Origin of the sequence: Opitutus sp. ER46, from assembly GCF_003054705.1 — a bacterium.
Lineage (GTDB): Bacteria > Verrucomicrobiota > Verrucomicrobiia > Opitutales > Opitutaceae > ER46.
Genome location: NZ_QAYX01000022.1, coordinates 276,658 through 301,284 on the forward strand (window position 1 = coordinate 276,658; position 24,627 = coordinate 301,284).

General features: G+C 67.5%; 13 protein-coding genes. 3 read left to right on the forward strand and 10 right to left on the reverse strand.

The genetic code is table 11. From position 1 onward, the window contains the following. Positions 1-36: 36 nt before the first annotated feature. From DB354_RS11575 to DB354_RS11595, 5 genes are all read right to left on the reverse strand, one after another. Entirely contained in the window at positions 37-2,709 is a 2,673-nt protein-coding gene (locus tag DB354_RS11575; RefSeq protein WP_107835784.1) for a glycoside hydrolase family 20 zincin-like fold domain-containing protein, read from the reverse strand. A 65-nt stretch (positions 2,710-2,774) separates the two neighbouring features. Then, on the reverse strand, positions 2,775-4,259 hold the full coding sequence (gene glpK / locus DB354_RS11580) for a glycerol kinase GlpK (RefSeq protein WP_107835785.1): 1,485 nt from the start codon (positions 4,257-4,259) through the stop codon (positions 2,775-2,777). A 184-nt stretch (positions 4,260-4,443) separates the two neighbouring features. Beyond that, complete coding sequence (locus DB354_RS11585) at positions 4,444-5,442, reverse strand: transketolase C-terminal domain-containing protein (RefSeq protein ID WP_107835786.1); 999 nt, start codon at positions 5,440-5,442, stop codon at positions 4,444-4,446. 17 nt (positions 5,443-5,459) lie between these two features. Further along, positions 5,460-6,293 carry a transketolase gene (locus DB354_RS11590; RefSeq protein WP_107836052.1) on the reverse strand — a complete coding sequence of 278 codons (834 nt, stop codon included), beginning with the start codon at positions 6,291-6,293 and terminating at the stop codon, positions 5,460-5,462. A 142-nt stretch (positions 6,294-6,435) separates the two neighbouring features. Next, positions 6,436-7,860, reverse strand: a complete 1,425-nt coding sequence (locus DB354_RS11595; protein WP_107835787.1) for an L-fucose/L-arabinose isomerase family protein — start codon at positions 7,858-7,860, stop codon at positions 6,436-6,438. A 210-nt stretch (positions 7,861-8,070) separates the two neighbouring features. Between DB354_RS11595 and DB354_RS11600 the strand changes: the two genes are divergently transcribed. Next, positions 8,071-8,937: a helix-turn-helix domain-containing protein gene (locus DB354_RS11600; protein ID WP_107836053.1), complete on the forward strand. Its 867-nt coding sequence runs from the start codon at positions 8,071-8,073 to the stop codon at positions 8,935-8,937. A gap of 54 nt (positions 8,938-8,991) precedes the next feature. Here DB354_RS11600 and DB354_RS11605 read toward each other — a convergent pair whose 3' ends face one another. Continuing rightward, positions 8,992-11,508: a thrombospondin type 3 repeat-containing protein gene (locus DB354_RS11605; protein WP_107835788.1), complete on the reverse strand. Its 2,517-nt coding sequence runs from the start codon at positions 11,506-11,508 to the stop codon at positions 8,992-8,994. Positions 11,509-11,669: 161 nt separating this feature from the next. On the opposite strand from DB354_RS11605, the gene DB354_RS11610 reads away from it, so the two are divergent. After that, positions 11,670-15,890, forward strand: coding sequence for a malectin domain-containing carbohydrate-binding protein (locus tag DB354_RS11610; protein WP_158277494.1), 4,221 nt, complete (start codon positions 11,670-11,672; stop codon positions 15,888-15,890). Positions 15,891-16,184: 294 nt separating this feature from the next. Continuing rightward, on the forward strand, positions 16,185-18,572 hold the full coding sequence (locus DB354_RS11615) for an ADOP family duplicated permease (RefSeq protein WP_107835790.1): 2,388 nt from the start codon (positions 16,185-16,187) through the stop codon (positions 18,570-18,572). A 195-nt stretch (positions 18,573-18,767) separates the two neighbouring features. On the opposite strand, the gene treY is transcribed toward DB354_RS11615, so the two are convergent. The 4 genes from treY to DB354_RS11635 form a co-directional block, all read right to left on the reverse strand. Further along, on the reverse strand, positions 18,768-21,620 hold the full coding sequence (gene treY, locus DB354_RS11620; RefSeq protein WP_107835791.1) for a malto-oligosyltrehalose synthase: 2,853 nt from the start codon (positions 21,618-21,620) through the stop codon (positions 18,768-18,770). 256 nt (positions 21,621-21,876) lie between these two features. Then, positions 21,877-23,034, reverse strand: a complete 1,158-nt coding sequence (bshA, locus tag DB354_RS11625; protein ID WP_107835792.1) for an N-acetyl-alpha-D-glucosaminyl L-malate synthase BshA — start codon at positions 23,032-23,034, stop codon at positions 21,877-21,879. A gap of 15 nt (positions 23,035-23,049) precedes the next feature. Beyond that, positions 23,050-23,781 (reverse strand): PIG-L family deacetylase, encoded by a 732-nt coding sequence (locus DB354_RS11630; RefSeq protein WP_107835793.1) that lies wholly within the window; start codon positions 23,779-23,781, stop codon positions 23,050-23,052. Then, positions 23,778-24,581: a hypothetical protein gene (locus DB354_RS11635; RefSeq protein ID WP_199226840.1), complete on the reverse strand. Its 804-nt coding sequence runs from the start codon at positions 24,579-24,581 to the stop codon at positions 23,778-23,780. Before DB354_RS11635 ends, DB354_RS11630 begins: the two co-directional genes overlap by 4 nt. Positions 24,582-24,627 lie beyond the last annotated feature (46 nt).

The window sequence follows — 24,627 nt, forward strand, 5'->3', positions numbered from 1 at the left end:
CGGACGCAGAAGGAACGGTCGGGGAAGGTGGAACTACTATTTTGCGTCCTCGGCGGCTACGACACCGAGGACGAGATAGCTGCCCTGCCCGCTCGGCTCGAGCCGGTGGGTGCCGGCGCCGAAGCGAAGCTCATACACGTTCACCTTGGGCAGGCCCTTGACCTGGACGGCGTCGAGGATGAGCGGCTCGGTGCCGCCGCGCTCTGCCGCCATGGCGTCGGTTTCGGAACTCGGTGCCTTGCGCCACTCCGGGGAGTCCGCCTGCACGTAGCCCACCAGCACGCGCACCGGGACGGTCGTGGAGAACTCGATTGGTTCGAGCCGACCGCTCTTGGCCGCGTCGTGTGAGAAGCGAATGCCTTTGAGGCCATCCAGCTCGGAGGCGGCCGCGACGATCGTCGCGTCGCGGCGGTCCGTGAACACGGGATTCTCCGCCTTGATGGTGTAGCTTTCGGCGTGCGCGCTCAACACGCGGAACGGCACGGCCTTCATCGTGGCGAGGAACTGGGCCTTGACGGCCGCGGCGCCGCCGACCTTCACGGCCGCGAGCTTGGCGTCGTAGTCGGCGAGCTCCTTCTCGTACACCGGCAGCAGCTGCGACCAGTGATAGTTGGCCGGCTTGCCGTCCGCGCCGCCGACGATCGGAATCCGCCGCTGCGAGGTCTGCATCGAGTTGGCGAAGAGATACGTGTCGCGGGTGAGGCGCTCCAGCGTGCGGAAATGCTCGAGGCTGCGCGCGAGGTGCAGCCGGGCGTGCTCCATGTCCTTGAGGTCGTGCGTGCGATCGAACCTCAGCGCGAACCGCGCCGCCGTGGCTTTCTCCGCGTAGTTCTGCGACAACGCCAGGATGCAGGCCGCGTCGTTCTGCAGCCGCGCGAACTCCTCACGATTCCGTTGCACGTGGGGCACGGCCGCGGCGAGCGCATCCACCGCCTGCTGGGCGAAGGTCACGATGTCGCGGGCGATCTGGGGCGGCGTCTCGCCGACGTGCGGCTGGCCGGCGAGTTCCTTCTCCACGTAATCGGGCAGCCGCTCGCCTTCCGGCGACTGCGACAGCCACAGGTCGGAGATCACGCCGTACTTCTCCGGGCGGACAAGTTGATCGAGCGTCATCCCGAGCGACATCGTTTGCCGGTTGCCCTCGGTGATGCCGAAACGCCGGATGATGCGCGGCGCGCATTCGCCGGCGGCGTTGTAGGCGTCGAGAATTTTCGCGCCCGCGACCTCGCTGCCGTACATCGCACCGATTCGGCGCACCCAGTAGGCGCGATCCGCCGCGGCGGGAACGTCGGGGTTCCACGCATAACGGCCCCACGCCTCAAACCAGATCCAGTCGCGCTGCCACTGCTTCAGCGGCTCAGCGGTCTTGTCCGGCGCATCCGGCCAGTTCCAGTAAAACAGCGGGTACAAGTGGAGGCCGGTCGCGCCGAGGCGGTCGCGGGATGCCTGCATGCTCTTTTGGATGAATTGCTGGGCGCCGTAGCGGAATGGCTCCAGGTTCGCGAGAATGTGGATGTTCACCAGGTGCGGCCCAAGCCGCGCCATCGCGAGGTGGGTGGCCTGGCTCTTGCCGCGGGGCTCCCACGTCGTCAGCGACTCGCCGTTGTACTTCGTCTCGGTGAAGAGGTTCGAATACACCTTGAACGCCTCCGGCATGACCGCCTCGGGCTCCATCGCGTGGGTGCGGAACACCACCGGCGGCTCCTCTTTCAGGCCTGCCGCTGCCATGCCATCCTTCACGCCGGGAAGGATGACCCTGGTCGCCCACTCGATCTGGTTCGGCGTGCCCTGCAGCGCCTCGCCGAGACACGGCATCAGGCCAACATGCGGGTACTGCTTCACAAACTCGGCGATCGCCTTGCGCGTGTAGTCGGCCGCCACCGGCACCGAGCGGCTCAGCTGGGTGGCGATGCCGTTCCGCTCCGCGAACGGCTGCGGGAGAATGATGTTGTAGAACATCTGGACAAGCCAGATGCCGCGGCGGTCGCACTCGGCCGCGATATAGCGGTACATCGCGACGTTCTGCTGGAACTGCGCTTCGCTCACCTCGGTGGCGTACGGATAGTCCGGCAACCGCACGAGCGAGCCAAACGGACTGCCGCTCCACAGGTAGAGCGTGTTCATCCGGTTGTCGGCCAGGAAGTCGAGGTACTCCTGCCAGTACGCGCGATCGTAGAAAAACGGGAAGAGCTCCTTCGTGTAGGGGTACTCGTACACGTGCCGGCCGGGCAGAATATAGGTCTTCTGCAGGCCCACACACGGCCCGCGCAGCGTGAAGACCGGCTGATCAACCGCCTGCAGGTGGTCCGGCAGCCGCCCGCTCTCGCGCACGCGCTGCGCCAACTCCAAGCAGCCATAGAGCACGCCGGAGTCGTCGGCACCCGCGACCACGATCCGGTCCGCGCGCCGACTCAGGACGAAGCCTTCGCGCCCGGGCGACTTGGCCGCCAGCTTCACGCCCGCCGCCGCGAGTTCCTGCTGCAAGTCCGGCTGCGCCACGAGCCCCAGTCGCACCGTCACGCCGGCGGCCGGCATCGTGGCCGACCGCTCCGTCGTGTAGCCCGCCTCGCGCAGCGCGGTGGCCAGCCGCTCGGCAGCATACTCCACCCGCGGCGTGGCCGACGCCGGCAGGACGATCTGCACGGTCTCACCCCGCAGGCAGCTGAACAGGCCGAGACAGAGGACAAACAGGAGGCGTGAGGTGGTCATGGGGAGAACGGACGCTAGACGGGTGGTCGGGGCTTTGGTCGCGCGACAAAATCGGGTTCGCGCACTTAGCTCACCAGCACTTGCTGCAACGCGCGCTGCCAGCCGGCATGCAGCCCGGCCATGGCGTCGCGCGAGACGCGCGGCTGGTACGAGGTGTCGTCGCGCGGCAGCTCCGCCAGGGCGCCAAGCGTGCGGTGCACGCCCGAGCCGAGCAGGCCCATCATTGCCGCGCCGAGCGGCGAGTAATGCGGGCTGCGCGCCACGCGCAGTTCGACGCCGGTGAGGTCCGCGGCGAACTGCATCAGGAAGGCGTTGGTCGTCGCCCCGCCGTCGCCGTGCAGCCGCCGCACGGTCACGCCGGCATCGGCCTGCATCATGTCGAGCACGTCGCGCAGCTGGTACGCGATCGACTCCAGGCCGGCGCGCACGATGTGGCGGCGATCGCTGTGGGCCGAGAGCCCCACGATCGCGCCGCGCGCCGTCTCGCGCCAGTGCGGAGCCCCCAGCCCCGAGAACGCCGGGACAAGATACACGCCGCCGTTGTCCGGAATCTCGCGGGCCATCGTCTCGGTCTCCCCCGAGTTGGCGAACAGCCCGAGTTGGTCCCGCAGCCAGGTCAGCGTCGCACCCGAAAAGGTGACGATGCCTTCGAGCACGTAGGTGGGCTGGCCTGCGTGCACCCAGCCGACGGTGCACACGCTGCCGCGTTCGACCGCGGGGCGCTTGGCACCGACATTCAGCAGGACCGAGGAGCCGGAGCCGAAGGTCGCCTTTGCGGCGCCCGGCTCGAAGCAGCGCTGCGCAAACAACGACGCCTGCGAGTCGCCCATCACGCCGCGAATCGGCACCGGCTGCGGCAGCAGTCCGCCCAGCGTCGTCTCGCCAAAACTGTCCGCGCTCGATCGGATCTGCGGCAGCACCTTGCGCGGCACCTGCCACCAGGAGCAGAGCTCGTCGTCCCAATCCATCCGGCTGATGTCGAAGAGCAGGGTCCGGCTCGCGTTGGTTTGGTCGGTCGCGAAGACCGTGCCGCTGGTCATCCGGTAGATGAGGTACGCGTCCATCGTCCCGATCAGCGCCCAGCGGACAGACATCTTGGTCGCCAGGTCAGGTCGATTCCGGATCAGCCACTGCAGCTTCGAGGCGGAGAAGTACGAGTCCACGCGCAGCCCGGTCTTGGCTCGGATCGCCGCCTCATGTCCGGCCGCAATCTGCTCGGCGCAAAGCGCATCGCCGCGCCGGTCCTGCCAGACCAGCGCACGGTGAAGAGGCAGGCCGGTGGCCTGGTCAAAGACGACGACGGTCTCGCGCTGGTTGGAAATGCTGATGCACGTGAGCTCCTGCGCCACGACCGGATTGCGGCCGATCACCTCGCCAGCGGCCTCGAGGGTGTTGCGCCAGATTTCCTCGGCGTCGTGCTCCACCCAGCCCGGCTGCGGATAATACTGCCGGTGCTCGCGCGCCGCGCTGTCTTTGACCACGCCCCGCTTGTCAAACAGGAGGACTTTGGTGGCTGAGGTGCTCTGATCGATCGCTAGGACGTAACTCATGAACGAAGCCGGAAGTGCTGGAGGGGTTTCCCAGGGACGGACCACGGCCAGACCTGCCACTGGGTGCCGGTGTCAGGACCAGGACGGTGCCTCACATCGGCTGGGGTTGATCGGAACGGCGGAACTCTAGGGGCGCCGCAACGCCGCGCAATCGCGGCGGCGCGCCCCGCCCATCGGCGACAAACTAAGAAGCGGGCTTCTTTCGCTTCAGCAGCCCAAGTGCAGCCTCCGCGAGGCCCTCCATGGTCATCCCATAGTGGCGGAAGATGTCGGCTTGGCTGCCCGTCACCGTGTACTCGTCCGGAATGCCCACGCGGCGGAACGCGCAACGCGCCCCCGCCTCCAGCATCAGCGAGGCACAGGCCTCGCCCAGGCCACCGTTGATCATGTGTTCCTCGACGGTGATCACCGCGCGGCAGGTTTTCGCGGCGCCGAGCACGGCGGCGGCGTCCAGCGGCTTGATCGTCGGCATGCTCAGCACGCGGGCCTTGATGGCATGCCGCGCCTCGAGATCAGCGGCCGCGAGCAGCGCATGCGCCACGGTCTCGCCGGTGGCGATGAACGCGACTTCGTCGCCGTCCCGCAGTTGGCGCGCCCGGCCGATCGCAAACGCCGGCTCGGTCACGGGCAGGTCGTAGAGCGGCGCCTTGCCGAAGCGGAGATACACGGGATGGGGCGTGGCCGCAGCCGCCTTCACGGCGGCTGATGCCTCGGCGTTGTCCGCCGGGACCACGATGATGAGATTATTGATCGCGCGGAGCGCCGCCAGGTCGTGCAGCGAGTGATGCGTCGAGCCGAGCGCACCGTAACTGACGCCGGCGCTGATGCCGACCAGCTTCACCGGGTTGTCCGAGTACGCGACGTCGGTCTTGATCTGTTCCAGCGAACGCGCGGTGAGGAAACACGCGGGCGAGACGGCAAAGACGGTCTTGCCGCAGGACGCCAGACCGGCGGCCACGCCGACGAGGTTTTGCTCTGCAATCCCGATCTCCACGATCTGGTCCGGCAGCGCCTGGCCAAAGGGCCCGAGCTTGCCGGAGCCGCGGGAGTCGCTCGTCACGGCGAGGACGTTGCGATCGGCCCGGGCGAGCCCGGTGATCGTTTCAGCAAAGGCGTCCAGATTCGCGCGGCCGAGTTTCAGGCCCAGTTCGGCGGCGCGGCGGACCGCGGCCGGCGAGTACATTGAGGGAGCCGGGGCGCTCATGCGGCGCCTCCTTCCAGTTCGCGGATGCGCGCGTCGATTTCCTTCAGCGCCTGCGCGTACTCGGCATCGTTCGGCACGCCATGGTGCCACTTGCCGACATTTTCCATGAAGCTCACGCCGCGGCCCTTCACCGTGTTGGCGATCACGACCGTGGGCTTGCCGGTCTCCGGGGTCGTCATCGCCGTGGTCAGCTCCGCGAAATTGTGTCCGTCGACCATCCGCACCGACCAGCCAAACGCGGCGAACTTGGCGTCGAGCGGCTCGTTGCTGCAGACGTTGCGCGTCGGACCCGTGATCTGCAGCCGGTTGTGATCCACGATGGCGACGAGGTTATCGAGCCGGTAGTGCGCCGCCAGCATCGCCGCCTCCCAGTTGCTGCCTTCGGCGAGCTCGCCGTCGCCCATCAGCGTGAAGACGCGCGCGCCGTTCTGATCCTTCTTTGCAGCAATGGCGCAGCCGACTGACATCGGGAGGCCGTGGCCGAGGGCGCCGGTGTTCTGCTCGACGCCCGGCACCTTGCGCGTCGGATGGCCGACGAAGTGCGACTGGTAATGGCACAGGGTGTCGAGCTCGGCCAAAGGGAAGAAGCCGCGGTCGGCGAGCACGACGAAGAGTGCCTCGACGCAGTGGCCCTTGCTCTGGATATAGCGGTCGCGCGCCGGGTCGGTGAACGTCTGGGGCGACACGCGCAGCACGCGCTGGTACAGCACGGTGAGGATATCCGTGCTCGAGAGATCACCTCCCGTGTGGCCGGCGCCAGCCTGCTTGATGAGTCGGATGATTTCCCGCCGGTAGCGGGCGGCCTTCAACGCGAGTTGTTGGTCGGTCAGCATGAGTCAGCTCCACCAAGGACGGGCGCCGTCGGGCAAAGACGCGCGTGGATGGCGCCGGCAGGTGGATTCGAGGTAATCACAGGTTGGGCTTAAGGGCGGGTGGCTTGTTCCTAATGAGGTGGTCCGGGGCGACCGGAGGTCACTCCTCCGCCCGCTCGTGATGGTACACGCTCCAGCCGAGGTAGCGTTCGCAGGCCTCGGCGAGGACGTCGGCCGTGCGGGAGGCGTTCATCACGACGTGATGCTCGAAGCCCTCGCGGCAGATGTAGCGCATCAGCTTTTGCAGCTTCGGCACGTGCGCGACCGCGCGGTTGCCGAAGGTCTTCAGCTCGTCATTCGTCAGCGCGCCTTCGCCCACGTACACCCGAATCTTGCCGGCGGTGTCGTCGGTCGAGATGCGACCGTAGGTCAGCGGCGAGGCCGGGGTGCGGCCATCGAGCGCGCCATAGGTGTTCTCAATCCCCAGCGTGCTGCCAAGGATCGGGGCGTTCAGCACCTTGATGTCGGGCAGGAAGGACTTGGCCCAGTTGCCGCAGTGGAAGAGGACGCACTTGTCGTCGTCGGCACCGTAGTTGTTGTTCCAGTCGACGAGCGCCGAGGGGCTGCCGGACGCGAGCTGCATCGCGTACATCGTGAGGACGCCGGTCACGTCGACCTCGCACGCGCTGGGCAGCATTGCCTGGCTCATCATGCTCATGCTCGTGCAGACGTTGCAGCCGTGGTTCTGCTGGAGGGAATTCCAGCACTGGATCGCGGTCGCATCGAGCTGGTTGGCGGCGACGTAGTCGTCGAGCGCCACCCCGAGCCGCGCCATCTGCACGAGCTTTGCCGGCGGCACGGCCGTGGCGTTGGCGTAGGCGCGGATCTCATCGACCTTCGCGGTGACGCGGGCGTGCGTCTCGCCGAGTTTCGCCGCCTGGCCGAGAATCTCGGAAAGATCGATCGTCGTGACGCTGATGCCGCTGCGCTCGAGGATCTTCTCACTGTAGCGGACGGTATTGAAGGCGCCAGGACGCGCGCCCACCGCGCCGAGCCGCGCATGGCGCAGGCCGGCGACGACGCGGCAGACCGCGAGGAAGCGGCTCAGGTCGGCCCGGAACGAGGCGTCAAATGGATGCACGACGTGCTTCGTCGTGAGCGTGTACGGGATGCCGGCCTGGCGCAGGTTGTTGCACGCGGAAATCTTGCCGCAGAACGAATCGCGCCGACGGACGACATCGAGTTTATCGAGCTCGTCGGGATAGCCCTGCACGAGGACCGGCACGCGCAGTTCGGAGAGCTTCAGCGTGTCGGCCACGCCCTTTTCGTCCCCAAAGTTGGGCAGACAGACCAGCACGCCGTTGATGCGATCGCGATGGCGCCGGAAGAGCTCCGCGCACTTGCGGGCATCCGCGTGGGTTTCCACGCCGCCGAGCTTGGTCTCCTCGGGCGACAGCATCACCGCATCGATGCCGAGCTCCTTGAAGAGCTTGGTGAGGTCGGCGCGCGCCTCGCCGACGAGCTTGTCAGGAAAGAAATCGCGGTTGCCGATGATGACACCGAGGCAGGGCGTAAAACGTTGCATTGAAGGAAGGGAAACGGGGCTGGAACGCGGCGGGATAACGGCGCCGCGAGTCGCGGCGGGCAGAACTCGCCGTTGACTGAGGGGGCATGATAGGCACGATTCGACGGCAATTCTCCCGCAATTCTGCCCTTTTCTAACCAGATCCTAAGCCCCGCCGGTGGCCCGTTTTGACGCATGGATTTCGCCAGTGGCACCCCTGAAGCCTCTCCCGTGGTTACCTTCGACCCCAATCGTCCCGACTTCGCCCCATACGGCTTCACCTGCGTGCGCTGGAATCCGTCGCCCATGCGGCGGCCGGACCGGCACAACGAGGTGGAGATCAATTTCCTGGAATCGGGCTGGCTGACGTACCTGCTGGGGGGCCGCAAGGTCCGGGTGGAAGCCAACCGCCTGACCGCGTTCTGGGCGGCGATTCCGCACCAGATCATCGATTTCGGCGAGGAGACGGAGTACTTCGTCGCAACCCTTCCCCTGCCCTGGTTCCTGCAGTGCCGGCTCCCCGAGCATCTCGTCCAGCCCCTCCTCCAGGGCCAGATGGTGACCGAACCAACTGCCGACCACGCGGTGCACGACAGCCAGCACTTCTCCCAGTGGGAGCACGACCTGAAGCTCGACAACGCCCAACTCAGGAAGGCGGCGCTGCTCGAGATGGAAGCACGGCTGCTGCGGCTGGCACTGGCCGTCCCCACCGGACGCGCGGCGGCGGTTTCTCCCCGCAAACGACCCGTCGGGCTGAGCGAAGGCGGGCTGAACAAGGTCGAGCAGATGGCCTGCCTCATTGCGCAGCACTACACCGACCGTCTGACGGTCGAGGAGATCGGCAAGTCGGTGAAGCTGCATCCGAATTACGCGATGAGCCTTTTCCAGAAGACCTTTGGCACGACCCTCATCGAGTACCTGACGCAGCACCGGGTGTCACACGCCCAGCGACTTCTCGCGACGAGCGACATGAAGATCGTCGATGTGGCGTTCAGCTCGGGCTTCACCTCGATCAGCCGGTTCAACGACGCGTTTCGGCGCGCGTGCGGCTGCTCACCGCGCCAATACCGGCAGCACCACCAGCAGTTCGCCGATTAGGACGGGCTCATACCGACGGGCAGACGCGGGCGGGATTTGCGGCGGCGCCGGGGCTCACCGAACCGCGACACCAATCGTGCGCTCCATTCCGTCGCCGTCGGCATCGGTCACCCCGAACACGACCTCGGCCAGCCCGCGATAGCCCGGCTCCGGCACGAACCGCAGCGTGTGGCCGTCATCGAGGACGCTCGCCGTGCCGTGCCGCACGCGAACGACGCGGTGCACGGGTTGGGCGGTAAACCCCGCCGTGAGCGACGCGAGATCGACCGTGACGCTCCCGTCCGACGCGCACTCGAGATGCGGCGCAGCCATCCAGTTCAAGTAGTCCTCGAGATTTGTGTAGCCGTCGCGATCGGGATCGGCGTTGGCATCATCGCTTGCTCCCGCGGGCGATAGCGGATTCGTGCCGTGCGCCACTTCCCACCAATCGGGCAACCCATCGTGGTCGTGGTCGAAATCGGCCGGGCGGCGCACCTCGGGGTATTCCTCCCAGCCGCCGACGTCGTCCTGGGAGTCCGGCAGCCCCGGCAGCTTCGTCTTGCTGCCGCGATACGTGAACGTCCCCGTCTGCACTTCGCGGACAATGCGCGCATCGTGTGCGTCGAACGCCGGCTGCGTGCAGCCGACGTCGGACAACACCTGCTTGTACGCGGCGCGCGCCGACTGTGTGGTCACCAAGGGCTCGAAGAACGGTTGCCGTCGCACGAAAGACGCGAGCGGCTCCGGCTCGGACGGGAGCGCATCATCGTGATCGGCCACGTTGTCGCCACTGCGCCGGGCCCGTGCCGGATCCGGTGCCACAATTCCGCCCCAGGCGTCGTCCGGGCCGACGCGTCCTTCCATCACATTCCCGGCGACGAAGTAGTCCTGCGGGCCGAACCCGCGAATATTGTTCCGCTCCGGCTTGAGGAGGTGAAACACATGCGAGGCCGGGCCGGGCTTGTAATAGTTGTTTACGTACTGCACGCGCGCGGCCCCACCGTCGGTCGTGCGATTATCCCAGTTGTAAACGACGTTGTTGCGCAGATCCAACCAGCCGGTGTGGTGGCCGGCCTGGTCGAGCCCTCCGGCAAGGCTCCAGTTGCGGCCCGAGTTATGGGCGAGGAGGTTGTGGTGAAAGCTGCCGACCATGCCGCCGATGCTGGCGGCGTAGCCGTGGCGCGAACCGGCAGGATAGTTCTTGTGCCCGGCCTGGTTCAGCGCCTCCGAAATCAGCGTGCGCTGCAGCGTGATGTTGCGCGCGCCGCGCGAGCTGAACGCCTCGTCGATCGTCCAGCTGATCGAGGCATGGTCGATGATGCAGTGATCACTGGTCGCCATGCCCATCCCGTCGAGCGTCGTGCCGGACAGGTTGCCCGGCCGCACGCGGAGGTGCCGGAGCACAACGTCGTGCGTGCCCATCAGGCCGAAGTTGTACTTCCGGAGCGTGATGCCTTTCCCCGGCGCCGTCTGGCCGGCGATGGTGAGATACGGATTTCGGATGACCAGCCGACGCTGCAGCGTAATCAGCCCGGAAACGGCAAACACCACGGTCCGCGGTCCATCCGCCTCCACGGCTGCGCGCAGGCTCCCGGGACCCGAGTCGTTGAGGTTTGTCACCTCAATCACCCGACCGCCTCGCCCGCCCCGGGCAAAGCGGCCGTAGCCCTCCGCCCCCGGAAACGCCGGCCGCCGCAGCCGAAAGTGCCACACCTCGCCCGGCGTCACGCGCCCCTGTGCATCGATTTCGTCGACGCGCCAGAAGTAGTCCGAATGAACGTCCAGCCCGGCGATGCTGCACTGCGCCGCGGGCGCAACGCCGTGGCACTCCGGGGCGTCGGGCGTCGCCGCTGCGACCGCCACTTCGCTCGTCCCGAGGTAAACCCGATGCGTGATCGCACCCGGCGCCGGTGTCCACGTGAGCCTCACCGTTCCCTGCTCGGCCGCCACGTGCTCGTCGCCGCGTTCGGGCTGCGGTTTCGCCGCCCGCCGCCGGGGATCGGCACCGTCGAGTTCAAAGCCGCAAAGCACCAGGCTGGCGGACGCCTCGGCGCCGGTCGCCACGCGGTACTCGACGCGCACATCCTCGCCGGCAACGACCTCGAACTCCAGGTACGCCACCGCGGCGTCATCGTCGGAAGCGGCCCGCAGGCTCGGCTTCACCCCCCGCGTGTACTCGACACCGTTCAGCCACACATCGAACGCGCCAACCTGCACGTTGCTTTCGGGCGAGGCGGAGACGTTGTGAAAGGTGGCGAGCGAATGGCGTCCCGCGGGCAGACCACGCAGGCGCAGCTCCAGCACGGCGTCGGCGGCGGCGCGGTTCACGCGCACCGCATCAACCACCATGCGCGCGCCCTCGACTGCGCCGCCTTTCCACCACGTCGTCGCCATCACGCCATGCGAAACCCCGAGTTGCACCTCGACGCCGCCGAAACGTCGCGCCGCCGACTTGCCCGTCACGTCGCACCACGCCGCGTAGCCGGGGGCCAGGGCATCGGCCCGGCCGCCGACGGAGAGATCGACCTTGATCGGCGCCGCGAACGCGGGGCCGGCAAGCGAGAGCAGGACCAGAGCAAATACTCGTTTCATGAAATAGACCCGCAGCAGCGCGGGGTGCGCATGCGAGAAGGACGAAACGCCAGGGCGCAGGTTGCGCGTTGCGCACCGCGATGACGTTTCCGATACGGTCCACCGATTCTCGCCTCGCGCCCGACATGCGCCGGCTTCTAGCGTCCGCGGCAACCCTCGGTATGACCGCCCCGCTTCGCTCCTGCCTGCGCCTCGCGTCTCTTCTCGTCCTCGCCAGCGGACTCCTGCCCTCCTTCGCCGTCGCAAGCGAAACCGCGGCCGGGCGCGGCGCGCCAAACATTCCGGGCGAGCTCACTCCGTTGCCGCCCCGCCGCGAGGTGCTCCTGAACGACGGCTGGCTCACCCTCGCGGTCGAAACCGGCGCACCCGAGCCCGCGGGCCTGCACTCACTCTCGGCCGATCTCTCGGGCTGGAAACGCGTCGACGTCCCGCACAACTGGGATGGCTACGAGGGCTCGCGCCAATTGCGTCATGGCAATCGTCACGGCACCGCGTGGTACCGCCGCACGTTCAGCGTCGCTCCGCTCGCCGACGACGCACGCCAGTTTCTCTTCTTTGAGGGCGTTGGCTCCTACGCGACGGTCTGGGTCAATGGCCGGCTTGTGGGCCGTCATGCCGGCGGCCTCACCACGTTCACCCTCGACGTGACCGCTGCGGTGCACGCTGGCGCGGACAATCTCCTCGTCGTTCGCGCGGATCATCCGGCCGGGATTCGCGATCTGCCCTGGGTCTGCGGCGGCTGCGAACGCGCCAGCGGTTTCTCCGAGGGACCGCAGCCTTTCGGCATCAACCGTCCGGTGCATCTGGTTTCCACGGCATCAGTCCGCATCGAGCCGTTTGGCGTGCACGTCTGGAACGACGAACATGCCAACGCGGACGCGGCGCGCCTGCATGTCCGCACCGAGTTGCGCAACTACGGCGCCATCGCCCAGCGGGTGACGCTGACCACCCGCGTGCTTGCCCCCGCCCATGGCACCGCCGCGCCGGTGGTGCTTTCGACCACCCGGAGTGACGTCACCCTGGCTCCGGGCCAGACGCAGATCGTCGCCCACGAACCGCCGGTCATCGCCCGGCCGCACCTCTGGTCTCCCGCCGCACCGGCGCTCCACACGATCGAATCCGAGGTTTCGCCCGCCGCCGCGCCAGCAGCGCCCTCGGCGGCGCAACCATCGCTTGGCGCCGTCGGCGTGCTCGACCGCACCGCGACGTCCTTCGGCATCCGCACGATTCGCTGGACGGCTCCTGATTCCCCCGACGCGCGCTTTTATCTCAACGGCGAGCCGTTCTTCCTGAACGGCGTCTGCGACTACGAGCATAACCTCGGCGACAATCACGCGTTCACGCCGGCGCAGATCCACGCGCGCGTGCGCCAGATCCAGTCCGCCGGCTTCAACGCTTTCCGCGACGCCCACCATCCGCACAACCTGCGCTTTCAGACGTACTGGGACGCCGAGGGTCTGCCGTGGTGGACGCAGTTTGGCGCGCACGTGTGGTTCGACAACGAGGCGTTCCGCACGAACTTTAAGGCCCTCCTCCGCGAGTGGGTCCGCGAACGCCGCAACTCGCCGTCGCTCATTCTCTGGGGCCTGCAGAACGAGAGCCTGCTGCCGACCGCGTTTGCCGAGGAATGCAGCGCCCTCATTCGCGAGCTCGACCCGACCGCTTCGTCGCAACGCAAGATCACGACCTGCAACGGCGGCACCGGCACCGATTGGGACGTTCCGCAGAACTGGAGCGGCACCTACAGCGGTGATCCCGCCGCCTACGCCGACGACCTTCGACGCCAGCATCTGGTGGGTGAATACGGCGCGTGGCGCAGCCTCGGCCTGCATACCGAGGGTGGCTTCCAGGAGAAGGCGCCCTACAGCGAAGACCGCATGGCCGCGCTGCTCGAGCTCAAGCTCCGGCTCGCCGAGACGGTGCGGGGCGAGGTCGGCGGACACTTTCTCTGGCCGTTCACCTCCCACGCGAATCCCGGGCGCAACGCCGGTGAGTTCGGCGAGCAGATGTCGGACGGCATCCGGCCGCTCGATCGCATCGGCCCCGCCAACAACAAGGGTTTGTTCACGATCTGGGGCGAGCCCACCGACGCCTACTATCTCTACCGCAGCAACTACGTCTCCGCGGCGACCGATCCCATGGTCTATATCGTCTCGCATACCTGGCCCGACCGCTGGACGGCGCCGGGCCGCAAGAGCGGGATCATCGTCTACTCCAACTGTGAGGAGGTGGAGCTGTTCAACGACCTCGGCGACCGCTCGCTCGGCCGCCGCCAGCGCGGCGTGCGCGGCACCCATTTCCAGTGGGACGACGTCGACGTGGCCACGAACGTCCTCTATGCCGAGGGCCGCGTCGCCGGTCAGGTCGTGGCCCGCGATCTCATCACGCTGCACCACCTCCCGCCGGCCCCGCGTTTCGCCGCCACGGCGCGCACCGAATCTGAGGTGACGACCGCCCGGCCGGGCGTCGAATACCTCTGCCGCGTCAACTGCGGCGGGCCCGATTACGTCGACGCCCGCGGCCACCGCTGGCTGGCGGATCGCGAGTACGTGCCGGGGGTATCCTGGGGCTCCGTCTCCTGGGCCGCACGCTACCCCAGCCTGCCCCCGCGTTTCGGCAGCCAGCGCAAAATCTACGACCCGGTCACCGGCACGCGCGAGGACGCTTTGTTCCAGACGTTCCGATACGGACGCCAGGAACTGCGTTACGTGTTCCAGGTGCCTGACGGCGAATACGAACTCGAGCTCTACTTCATCGAGCCCTGGTACGGAACCGGCAGCGGCGCCGACCTTGGCGGCATGGTCACACCACCTGTGCTCGCGGCTGGAGGCGCGCCGCACTCCGCGCCGACGACCACGCCCATCGGCTGGCGCCGCTTTGACATCGCGGTGAACGGGGCGCCTGTGCTCCACGACCTCGACCTCTGGCGGGAAGCAGGCCGCGCGCACGCGGTGCGCAAGATCGTGCCGGCCCGGGCGCGCAACGGTCGCATCGAGCTCTCGTTCCCGCGCATTGATGTCGGCCAAGCCGTCATCTCCGCCCTCGCCCTGGGCGCACGCCGCGACGCCAACCCCGCGGCCACCGCGGTGGTCCCGAGCTTTCTCTCGTCTTCCACCCTTATCACGCAGCTGACCGTTGCGGACGACGCCCACGCCGACGCCTATGCGGTTCGACAGGCGCTCGATACCGGTGATCAGACGTACGGCGACGCACCGGGCGGGTTCAGCCAACTCCCCCCGGAGCTGCTCGAAGCCGACTGGATCCAGACCGCACAGGGCTCGGCAAAGGCCTCGGTCCAGTCGCTGCTGCGGTTTACGCCGACCGCCGACGTCACGCTGTACGTGGCCCATGCCGCCGAAGACCGTGCCCTGCCCGAGTGGCTGCGGGGCTGGGAACTCATCGCGACCACCGTGCAGACGACGGCGGTGCCTGGGGCGACGTTCCGGGTCTATCGCGCGGACGCCGACGGCGGAAAACCCGTTGCACTCGGTGCCAATCTCAAGACGCGCGAGGCTACGGCGCTCCCGATGTACAGCGTGTTCGTGACGCGCCGGAGTCCAACGGTTCCTGCTCAGTTCGTACGCGACGTGGCTCCAGCGACGGTGCAGAGCAGCAGTCAAACGCGCCCGGGGCGGAAGCTCTACACCGACGCGAACGTGCGGCTCGTCACGATGCCGGGCTCGCTCACGGACTGCGACCTCGTGAGCCTGCCCGCCGCGGGCCTGCCGTCAGTGGCGTTCACCGTGACTGATCACGTGGACGTCAATCTGGCACTCGACGCCCGGATCACCGCGCGCCCCGCGTGGCTCGAGGACTGGGCCGCCAGCGGACAGACGGTAACTACGTCCGATCCAACCGCGCCTGCCTTCAACATCCTGCGGCGCCGATTCGGGCCCGACCAGCGCGTGGAGCTCGGCGCCAACGGTCAGCTTCCTTCCGGCGGAGCCGCCGCCGGCTATTTCGTCATCGTGCGCGCGGTGCGTCCCTCTGTGCTCCTGGAGGCAGAGGCGGCGGCACTAACGGGCACGAGACCGGCAAACCTGCCGGGTGCAACGGGCCACGGTGCGGTCCTCCTGCCGCCGGGGCCCGAGAACAAGATCGAATGGACGGGAGCCGTCGGCGTGGGCGATCGCTACGGCCTCACGATCCGCTACACCACGCGTTCGGCCAGCCCCGCAACTCCCGCCAAGCTCGAAATCATCGGCGCCGACGGCGTGGTTTTGTTGACGGAGCCGCTCGTATTTCCCGCGATGACGCAGCCCGGCCGGTGGGCTTTCCTGCACCAGCGCACCAGCGCGAGCATCAACGCCGGCACGTACAAGTTCCGCCTCTCCCACGAGAGCCCAACCGACCTCGTCATCGACTCGCTGGAGATCGAGTAGAAAAGGGAGGAGGGAATGAGGGAGTGAGGGAGTAAGGGATTGAGTGGCACGGACTGCCGAGGTGGAACGCGCAGGCCGCGCTTTCCCGCGCCCAGCATGATGCGACGCGATCGCGCCCGGCTTGGACTGCGCCTGCCGGCGGGCTCACGCATGCGAGAACCGATCGATCCGTCCCCTCATTCCCTCACTCCCTTACTCCCTCATTCCCTCTTCTTGCCTGAGTGACGTCGGATTGTCAGTGTCAGCGCACCCCGTCGCATTCCACACGGCGGCAACTGACAGGAGTCCTCCTCCATGCACGACTTCCGGTTCGCGTTTCGCTCCCTGGCCAAATCCCCCGGCTACACGCTCGCCGTCGTCCTGACGCTCGCCCTCGGCATCGGCGCCGCGACCGCGATCTTCAGCGTCGCGGATCGAATCCTCTTCCGGCCGCCGCCTTATCCCTTCCACGAGCGGCTGGTCGTGCTTGGCCAGCACACCAAGCGGCTCGGTTTTTTGAACATGGCGTACCCCGTTGAGATTGCCGCTTATCGGCGGAGTGTCCCCGCCATCGAGGCGTACGCTTCCATGGCGCCATCGTTCGCCAACCTGGTCGTCGATGGTGTCCCGATCGGCGTCCGCCAAGGGAGCGTGTCGCTCGACTACTTCACGACGCTGGGCGCGATCCCGGCTCTGGGACGCAGCTTCCTGCCGGACGAAGATCAGCCGGGAAATGATGCGGTTGTGATTCTCAGCGATCACCTGTGGCGCGAGCGCTTCACTGCCGACCCAGCCGTACTGGGCAAATCCGTAATCGTGAACGGGACGTCGTGCCGCGTCATCGGAGTCACGCCGAAACGATTCGAACCGCCCGCGCTTTCGGGTGGCTCGGACATCTACCGGCCGCAGACGAATGTCTTCGATCCGGCACGGCCCATCCAAGGTTATGCCATCGTTATCGCCCGGCTGCGCGCTGGCGCCACTTGCGCGCAAGCCAACGCGGAGATTGCCGCTGCCGAACTCCCGATCGCGCCCAAGTGGGTGAGGTCATTCAAAGACCAGCGGCGCGAGGTAAAACCCTATCTTGAACGGGTCACTCGGATGAAAAAGACCGGCCCCTATTGGGCACTTTTGGCCGCCGTGGCATGCCTCTACGGAATCGCCTGTGTGAATGCCGTGAATCTCATGCTGGCTCGCCTGCAGAGCCGCCGCCGGGAACTCGTGGTCCGGCTCGCGCTCGGCGGCAGCCACTGGCAAATCGCCCGACTTTTGGTCGCCGAGAACCTGCTCCTCACCGCGCTGGCAAGTGCCACCGGCGTCGTACTCGCGCAGTGGCTTTTTCCCATTCTCATCCGCATCGTCGGCGACGGATCGTCGGGAATCGGACGCGCCTCCGTCGACTGGCGGGTGCTCGGCTTCATGGGCGTTCTGTCCGTCGGCACCGCGCTCCTTGTCTCCGTCCTTCCGACCCTGCGACTCCGCCAGACGAATGTGACGGAGGGGCTCAGCGAGGGGAGCCACACGTTCGGCGAGAACCGGCGACTCCGCGCCGTTCGGTCGCTCCTCGTCGTCGTTGAAGCAGCCCTCGCGGTCGTCCTCCTCGTCGGCGCCGGGCTGATGGCTCGCACCGTACAGCGACTCGACCGGCTAGATCGTGGTTTCGACCTCACGAACAAAGCCGCCGTCTGGCTGCAGATTCCACGGGACGCCTACAAGAGCGCGGACGCCCGTCGGGTATTCTACGAGCAACTGGAATCGAGGGTCCGGGCGGTCCCGGGTGTCTCGGCGATCACTGTTTCAACCACAGTGCCGCTCGCAGGCACGTCGTCGGGGTATGTCAAACGCCCGGACGGGACCGAGATCCGGGTGGGCGGAACGGCGACGACGCCGAGTTTCAACCGCATGCTGGGCATGTCTCTGGTCAAGGGCCGCTGGTTCGATGACGCCGTGGTCGGAGGTGCGCCGGTGGTGGTGCTCAACGAAACGTTGGCGCGTGCATACTTCGGCGACGAGGAGCCGCTTGGCAGAACCTTCGAGTGCCCCTGGGCCTCTGGCCCGAAATCCTGGCAAGTGGTCGGGATCGTCCGCGATCTTCATGTTCACGCCCGCGGCAAACCTGAACCCGAGTTCTGGCATCCCTACTGGCAGGACTCCGATGACACGGTGTGCACCCTCCTTATCCGCACCAGCGGTCGGCCCGATGCCGCTCTCGCCGATGGCATCCGGCGGGCCGTGTTTAGCATCAACCCGTTGATCGCAACGATGCCACTTCGGTTGCTGAGCGAGTCAGCCGACCAGCAGATCGCCTCTGAGCGCTACACCAAGACCGTCCTCCAGGTTCTCTCCACGATCGCGCTGGGGCTGGCGGTCGCGGGGTTGTTCGCGATCATGGCGTACGGCGTCTCCGAGCGGATGGGCGAGTTCGGCGTGCGGATGGCCCTGGGCGCGATGCCCCAGCAACTTTTCCGGCTCGTGCTCTCCCGCGGTCTCATCCTCGCCGCGCTTGGCGTCGTGATCGGCGGCGCCGCCGCGTGGGGGCTCACCCGCTTTCTCCAGAGTCTCCTCTACGAAACCAGCGCCACCGATCCGCTCGTCTATGGCGGCGTCGCCGCCCTCCTGCTCGTCGCCGCCGCCCTCGGCTGCTGGCTCCCCGCCCGCCGCGCCATGCGCGCCGACGTCGTCAAACTCCTCCGCCGCGAGTAGCCCCCAAAAACGCTCTCCCTCATTTTCCGTCTTCCACCCCCACTTTTACTCTCACCTTTACTTCGATCCGACGCACCCTCACGGCAGATCGCTCTCGATCTTGATCGGCCCGACATCCGCGAACGGCACGCGCGCGTACTGCGCCTGCCCACCCGCGTCGTGGTTCGGCCAGAGCCGCCGGATGGACGCGCCCCGTCAATGCGGCGCGCCAAGATGCAGGACGGCGAGCGGCAGTTCGCGGAAGAGCTCCGCGAACGGCAACGGGCCACCGGACGCAAACTCGGCACCGGTGAGCACATCGCGCCAAGCGGGGGTCGGCGCGCAGCCCGCGGCAGCCGGCGGCCGGAAGCCGGCATCCGGAATGGTGACGCACGTATCCTCCCACACCAGGCCGAGCGGCGGGCAACCCAGGCGCGAGCTGAACCGCGGCACCGCGACCAGGAGAGTCTGGCCGCCGCAGCGGCGGACGAAGCACACGAGGTTCTCGGCGAACCGCCCCTGCGGCTCGACGGCCTCGTAGCTTCCCTCCTGGAACAAGGCGGCGTGAGCCCGGCGGAAACGGAGCAGGTCGCGCGTCAGCCGCAGTTTGATCCCGCCCTCGCGCCAGTCGCGCAGGAGCTCGCGCCAGGGGCGCCTCGCCGCCATGGCGGCGGCCTGGGTCCGCGGTCCCCAGGCGATGAGCTGGCGGTTGTCCGGGTCGACCAGCGTGAGATTCCAGGTTTCACAGCCCTGGTAGAAATCCGGCACGCCGGGCGTCGTGAGTTTGAGGACGAGTTGGGCGAGCGAGTTGACGAGCCCGAGGTGGGCCAGGAGCAGGGCGCGCGGAGCGAAGCTGTCGAGAAAGTCGCCGCCCGTCGCGCGGTCGAGCAGGCCGTCAATGAAGTGATCGCAGGCGGTGAGCCAGCGCTCGTTGGGGTGGAGCCACTGGGTGTTGCGCTTCGCCTCGTTGGTCGCCTTGCGCAGGTGCTCCTTGAGGCGGGATCGGAAGGCCTCGTCGGGCGTGAACGGCGGCATGGGCCAGCAGCCGAGGAGGGTCTGGTAGATTCGGTACTCCTCGTTGGCATCGGGCGCCAGGCAGCCGCCGACGGAGGTCTTGTGGCGAACGTTCATGGCGTGCCACTCGTACACCCAGTCGCGCCACTCGTCGGCGAGTTCGGAGAGGACGTAGAGGCGGGCGCGGACGTCTTCGCCGAACTTTGTGTCATGCGTGGACGTCGTGAGGAGGGTGTGCGGCATGGTCTCGCGGCGGCGCGCGGCGTCGGCGTGAAAGGCGGCAACGGTGCCGCCGAAGGCATCGGGATCACCGCCCACCTCGTTCAGGGCGATGAACCGGTTGTACGCGTAGAAGACAGTGTCTTCGACGGCCTTGGCCATGATCGCGCCGGTGTACTGCTGCCAGGTGAGGACCCACCACCAGAGCGACTCGCGGTACTCCTGGGTGGCGGACGGCGGCGGATAGCGGCCGACCAGGACGTCGCGCACGAACTGGAACGGCTGCGGGTCCTGACGGGGGTTGCGGCGGATCGCCTCCTTGCAGGCGTGCTCGATCTCGCGCGCGTCCTCCGGGCGGCACTCGGCATTCATGCGGCGGTAGATGCGGTAGACGCCGAGCGCGGCCATGATCTCGCGCACGGCGACGCTGAGTTCGAACCGCGTGAGGTCGCGCCAGCGGCGGTCGCTGGCGACGAGGTTGGAGAGGCGTTGCGAAAGCTGGACGACGGCATTGGCGAACATCTCGTCCAAGACGAGGCGCTTGTTCTGGTAGACGACGTCGCGAAATGAGTCCTGCTCACCGGTGAAGTCGCGATAGAGCGCGTCGAGTTTCGCGCCGGCGGCGCGGGCCACGAAGAGGCCGCTGAGCTGGCGGATGAACTCGTAGCCGGTGGTGCCATGGGCGGGCCAGGAGCGGTCAATCTCCTCGCCGGGCTCGAGGATCTTTTCGACCACGACGTAGACGGGCCGCGTGGCGGTTTCCCGCTCCTTGAGCGCGAGACCCTGGAGGCGCTCGAGGTATTCGAGCGGGTTGCGGAGCCCGTCGATGTGGTCGATGCGGACCCCTGCCACGATGCCGTCGCGGATAAAGCCCCCGAGGATGCGGTGGGTTTCCCGAAAGACCTCGGAGTTTTCCATCCGGAGGCCGATGAGCGTATCGATCGCGAAGAAGCGGCGGTAGTTCACCTCGTGGGCGCCGGTTTTCCAGTGGGCGAGGCGGTAGTGTTGTTGCGCGAGGAGTTCGTCGAGCCGGTCGCGGTCATGCGGCCCGCCCTCGGGGCCGTTGACCACGGCGAGATGCGCGGCGATCGCCTGGCCCACGCCGGGATCGGCCTCGGCGGCGGCAGCGAGCTGGGCCTTGAGCTCGTTGCGGGGCCGGCGACCAATGGGCTCGTCAGCCCCGCGAGACAGCGGGAGCGAGCGGAAGGCCTCCGCGATGGCGCGCAGCCGGTCACGGGCCGACTCGGTGCACTCCGGCTGCTCGGACGCACCCGCCAGGAGCATGGCGTAGGTGGCAGGGCTGACGGGAAAGCGCAGGTCGGCGTAGCGAACGGAGAACGCGCCATCCTCGTACCCGATCGCCAGGCGGCCGGCCTCGAGAACGACGCCGTACTGGTCGTCGAGGACTGGGACGAGGACCTGGGTGCGGCCGGGCTGGAAGGGATCGTTCCAGTCGACATCAAAGAAGTCGGCATGCGGCGAGCTGCGGCCGCACTCGAGCACGTCCTGCCACCAGCGGTTTGACGAGCCGTGGATGCCCATGTGGTTGGGCACAAAATCGAGAACGAGCCCCATGCGCCTCGCCCGCGCCGCCTTTGCGAACGCGTCGAACGCCTGGCGTCCGCCCAGCTCCGCGTCGATCCGATGGTAGTCGTTGACATCGTAGCCGTGCGTGCTCCCCGGCGCCGACATGAAGATCGGCGAGAGATAGCAATGCGTGATGCCCAGGTCGTCGAAGTACGGCAGCAGTCCGCGCGCGGCATCGAACGGGAAGTCCTTGCGCAGCTGCAGTCGATACGTCGACAGCGGAACACCTTCGGCATCTGTGAACGGCATGGCGGGCCATTGTTGCCGCCGGGCTCGTGATGTTCCCTATCCCGCCCCGTCAGAAGCGCCCGCGCCGAACCTGAAAACTGACAAAGTGACGTTGCTGAACCCGTCCGAATGGGGTCGGCGTCACTTTGTCATTTTCGGCCGGATGCCGGTGCGGGCATCGGTCGCGGTGCAGGTTTTCCGGCTGGCACGTACGCGTACACGCTCGGACTGGGACCAAGGTGCGGCGGGGCCTACGGGCGCCGTGCGGCGGAGGCCGTTAACGCGGGCCGGCGGCGACGGGGGCTTCGCAAACCCGGCGGTAGAGGGCTTCGTACTGCGGGACGATCACCGCCGGGGCAAAGTGCGCATGCGCCCGTTGCTCCGCTGCGCGACCGAGCTCGCCGCGCTTCGTCGGGTTGCCCAGCAGGCCTTCGATGGCCCGCGCCACGGCGTCGGCATCGCCCGGCGGCACCAGCACGCCGCTCACACCATTCTCCACCACCTCTGGGATTCCGCCCACGGCGGTCGTCACGCTCGGACGGCCAAAGCACATCATCTCGAGCAGGCTCAGGCAGAAGCTCTCGCTCTCGGAGGTGAACACCCCGCAATCGGCAGCCTGCAGGTAGTCCTCGATCTCATTGACGCGCTGGCGAACGATCACGCGGTCCGAGATGCCGAGCCGTCGCACATGATCGACGAACGGCGTAAAGTCCCCACCCGCCAGGATCACCAGCTTGAACCCTTCGCGCGGGCGGACGCGTGCGACGGCGTCGAGAAGCAGGTCGATGCGTTTCACGGCCCGCAGGTTCGACAGATGCAGCAGCATCGCCTCGCTGCCCAGGCCCAATTCACGCCGCACCTCCGCCGCGGTCCGGCGCGGCCGGCGCGGCGCGAAGAAATTGTGGATGACGTCGATCGGCCCCTCGAACGCCAGCAGCCGGCGCGTCTCCTCCCGCAGCCAGTCTGAAACCACCGTCACGGCATCGGAGCACGCCAGTGCATGCCGGATCGCCGGCCCGTATCCCGGATCCCGACCGAGCAAGGTCGTGTCGGTCCCGTGCAATGTCGTCACCACCCGCGGCTGCAGTTCCGGCGGCAACATCGATCGCGCCAGCACCGCGGCCGTCGCGTGCGGCACCGCATAGTGCACGTGCAGGACATCGAGCCGGACAGTGCGGCTCACCTCTGCCATCTTCACCGAAAGCGGCAGCGTGTAGTCCGGATACTTGAAGAGCGTGTAGTCGTTGATCTCGACCGGGTGGAAATGCAGCCGGGGCCCGTCACCCGAAAACCGGAAGGGGCGCTCGTAGCTGATGAAGTGAACATCGTGCCCGCGGGCCGCGAGTTCCTCGCCGAGCGACGACGCCAGGATCCCGCTGCCCCCCACCGAGGGGTAACAGGTGATGCCGATGCGAAGGGGCCGCGCGGTGGTCATGAAGCGGATGACGTTCTAGAAGCGGCGCGCGGCACGCCCGAGCGGCTCCAGCGAGTCGAACACCAGTTCGTCGTTCGGCCAGAGCGGGATCGCATACGCGACACCGGCGAGCAGGCCGTTGAGCCGCGCGCGCGTCAATTGCAGCTCGGCGTAATCGCGCGTCTGCCGCTGCGTCGCGTGCGCCTCCATCGCGGCTTTCCAGACGGCCATGACTTTCGGTTGGGACACGTCGATGAGAACCCGCGCGCCGTCGCGAGGTTCCGCCCCCGGCGTCACGGCATAAAAGAGGAGCTGGTCGATGGCGTGAGCGGCGTGCGCCTGCAATTCCTTCACGCCGCCGTACCGCGCAAGTCTCGCCGCATCCCGCACCATCCGGCCAAGCTTGGCGTGATCGGGGTGCTGGTTCTCCACGGTCGTCGGCGCCAGCACGAGCTTCGGCTTGGTCCGTCGAATCACCTCCGCCAGCCGGAGCACCTGGGCGACGTTGATCTCGAAATGGGCGTCTCCGCCGAGCTGCATGAACTCGAGCGTGGCGCCCAGCAGCGTCGCCGCATGCCGCGCCTCCTCCACGCGCCGCGCGGCCAGCCCGTGCGTGGCCGATTCCCCCTGCGAGCAAACCACGAACCGCACGCTGCGGCCGGCCTGGGTTTCCCGGGCGATCACGCCGCCACAGCCGAACTCGATGTCATCGGGATGCGCACCGAACGCGAGGATCGTGGTAGTTTCTGGGGTGGAGGCAGGTTTCATGGCTGAACCGGGCGCGGCGAGATCATGGGGTCGCCTGGCACGTAGGCTTCGTCGGAGCGATCGATGGGGTCGCGCTGGCGAAACGTGATCTCAGGCGCGTCCTCCGGGCGCAAGTACGCTTGTTCGCCCGCACCCGCGATGTAGTGCGTGCAACGAATGACCGATTGCATCCAGCGGAGCCGCGTGTCGCGGGTCGGCGTCACCTGCTCCGGACCGTAGGCAATCGGCGGCACCGTCAGGTAGCAGTCCCCGCCCTCATGCAGCTTCAGTTCGCCCCCGATCCGGCGGGCGCGCACAACCTCACCGGCGTACGGCACATCGACAAAGCAGTCGTCGACCGCGCAGGCCGCGCGCCGCACGGCGGGATCGCTCGAACGGACGACGCGCACGCCCTCCAGCAGTCCCATAGCGCGGTACATTTCGAGGCAGAAATCCGCCACGTTTGTCGCCCGCACCGCGCGAAAGCGCTCCACCCACTCGGCCGGCACGTACGCCCCCAGTTGCCGCGCGGTGTTGGCCTGCCAGCCATCGGCGATGCGCTTGAGGTAGAGCGGCGACCACTTGCGCTGCACCTTGTTGACGAACCCGAAATTCAACTGGGCGGGTTCGCCGGTCTTGCGATGCCGCAGGATGGTCTGCGTCTCGCGCGGATCATGGTCGGCATCGTGGAAGAAGAACACGATCTCGCCCCCGATCTCCGCCTGCAGCCGACGCGCGGACACAAACTTGGCGTAGAGAAACCGCCGGGGAAAGAAGCCGCACGGTTGTTGTCCGAAGCAAATGACGGGGCCGGTGCTCAAGGGGGAAGAGGTATGAGGAAGACGCGAACGGCGGGCGAGCGTTGCG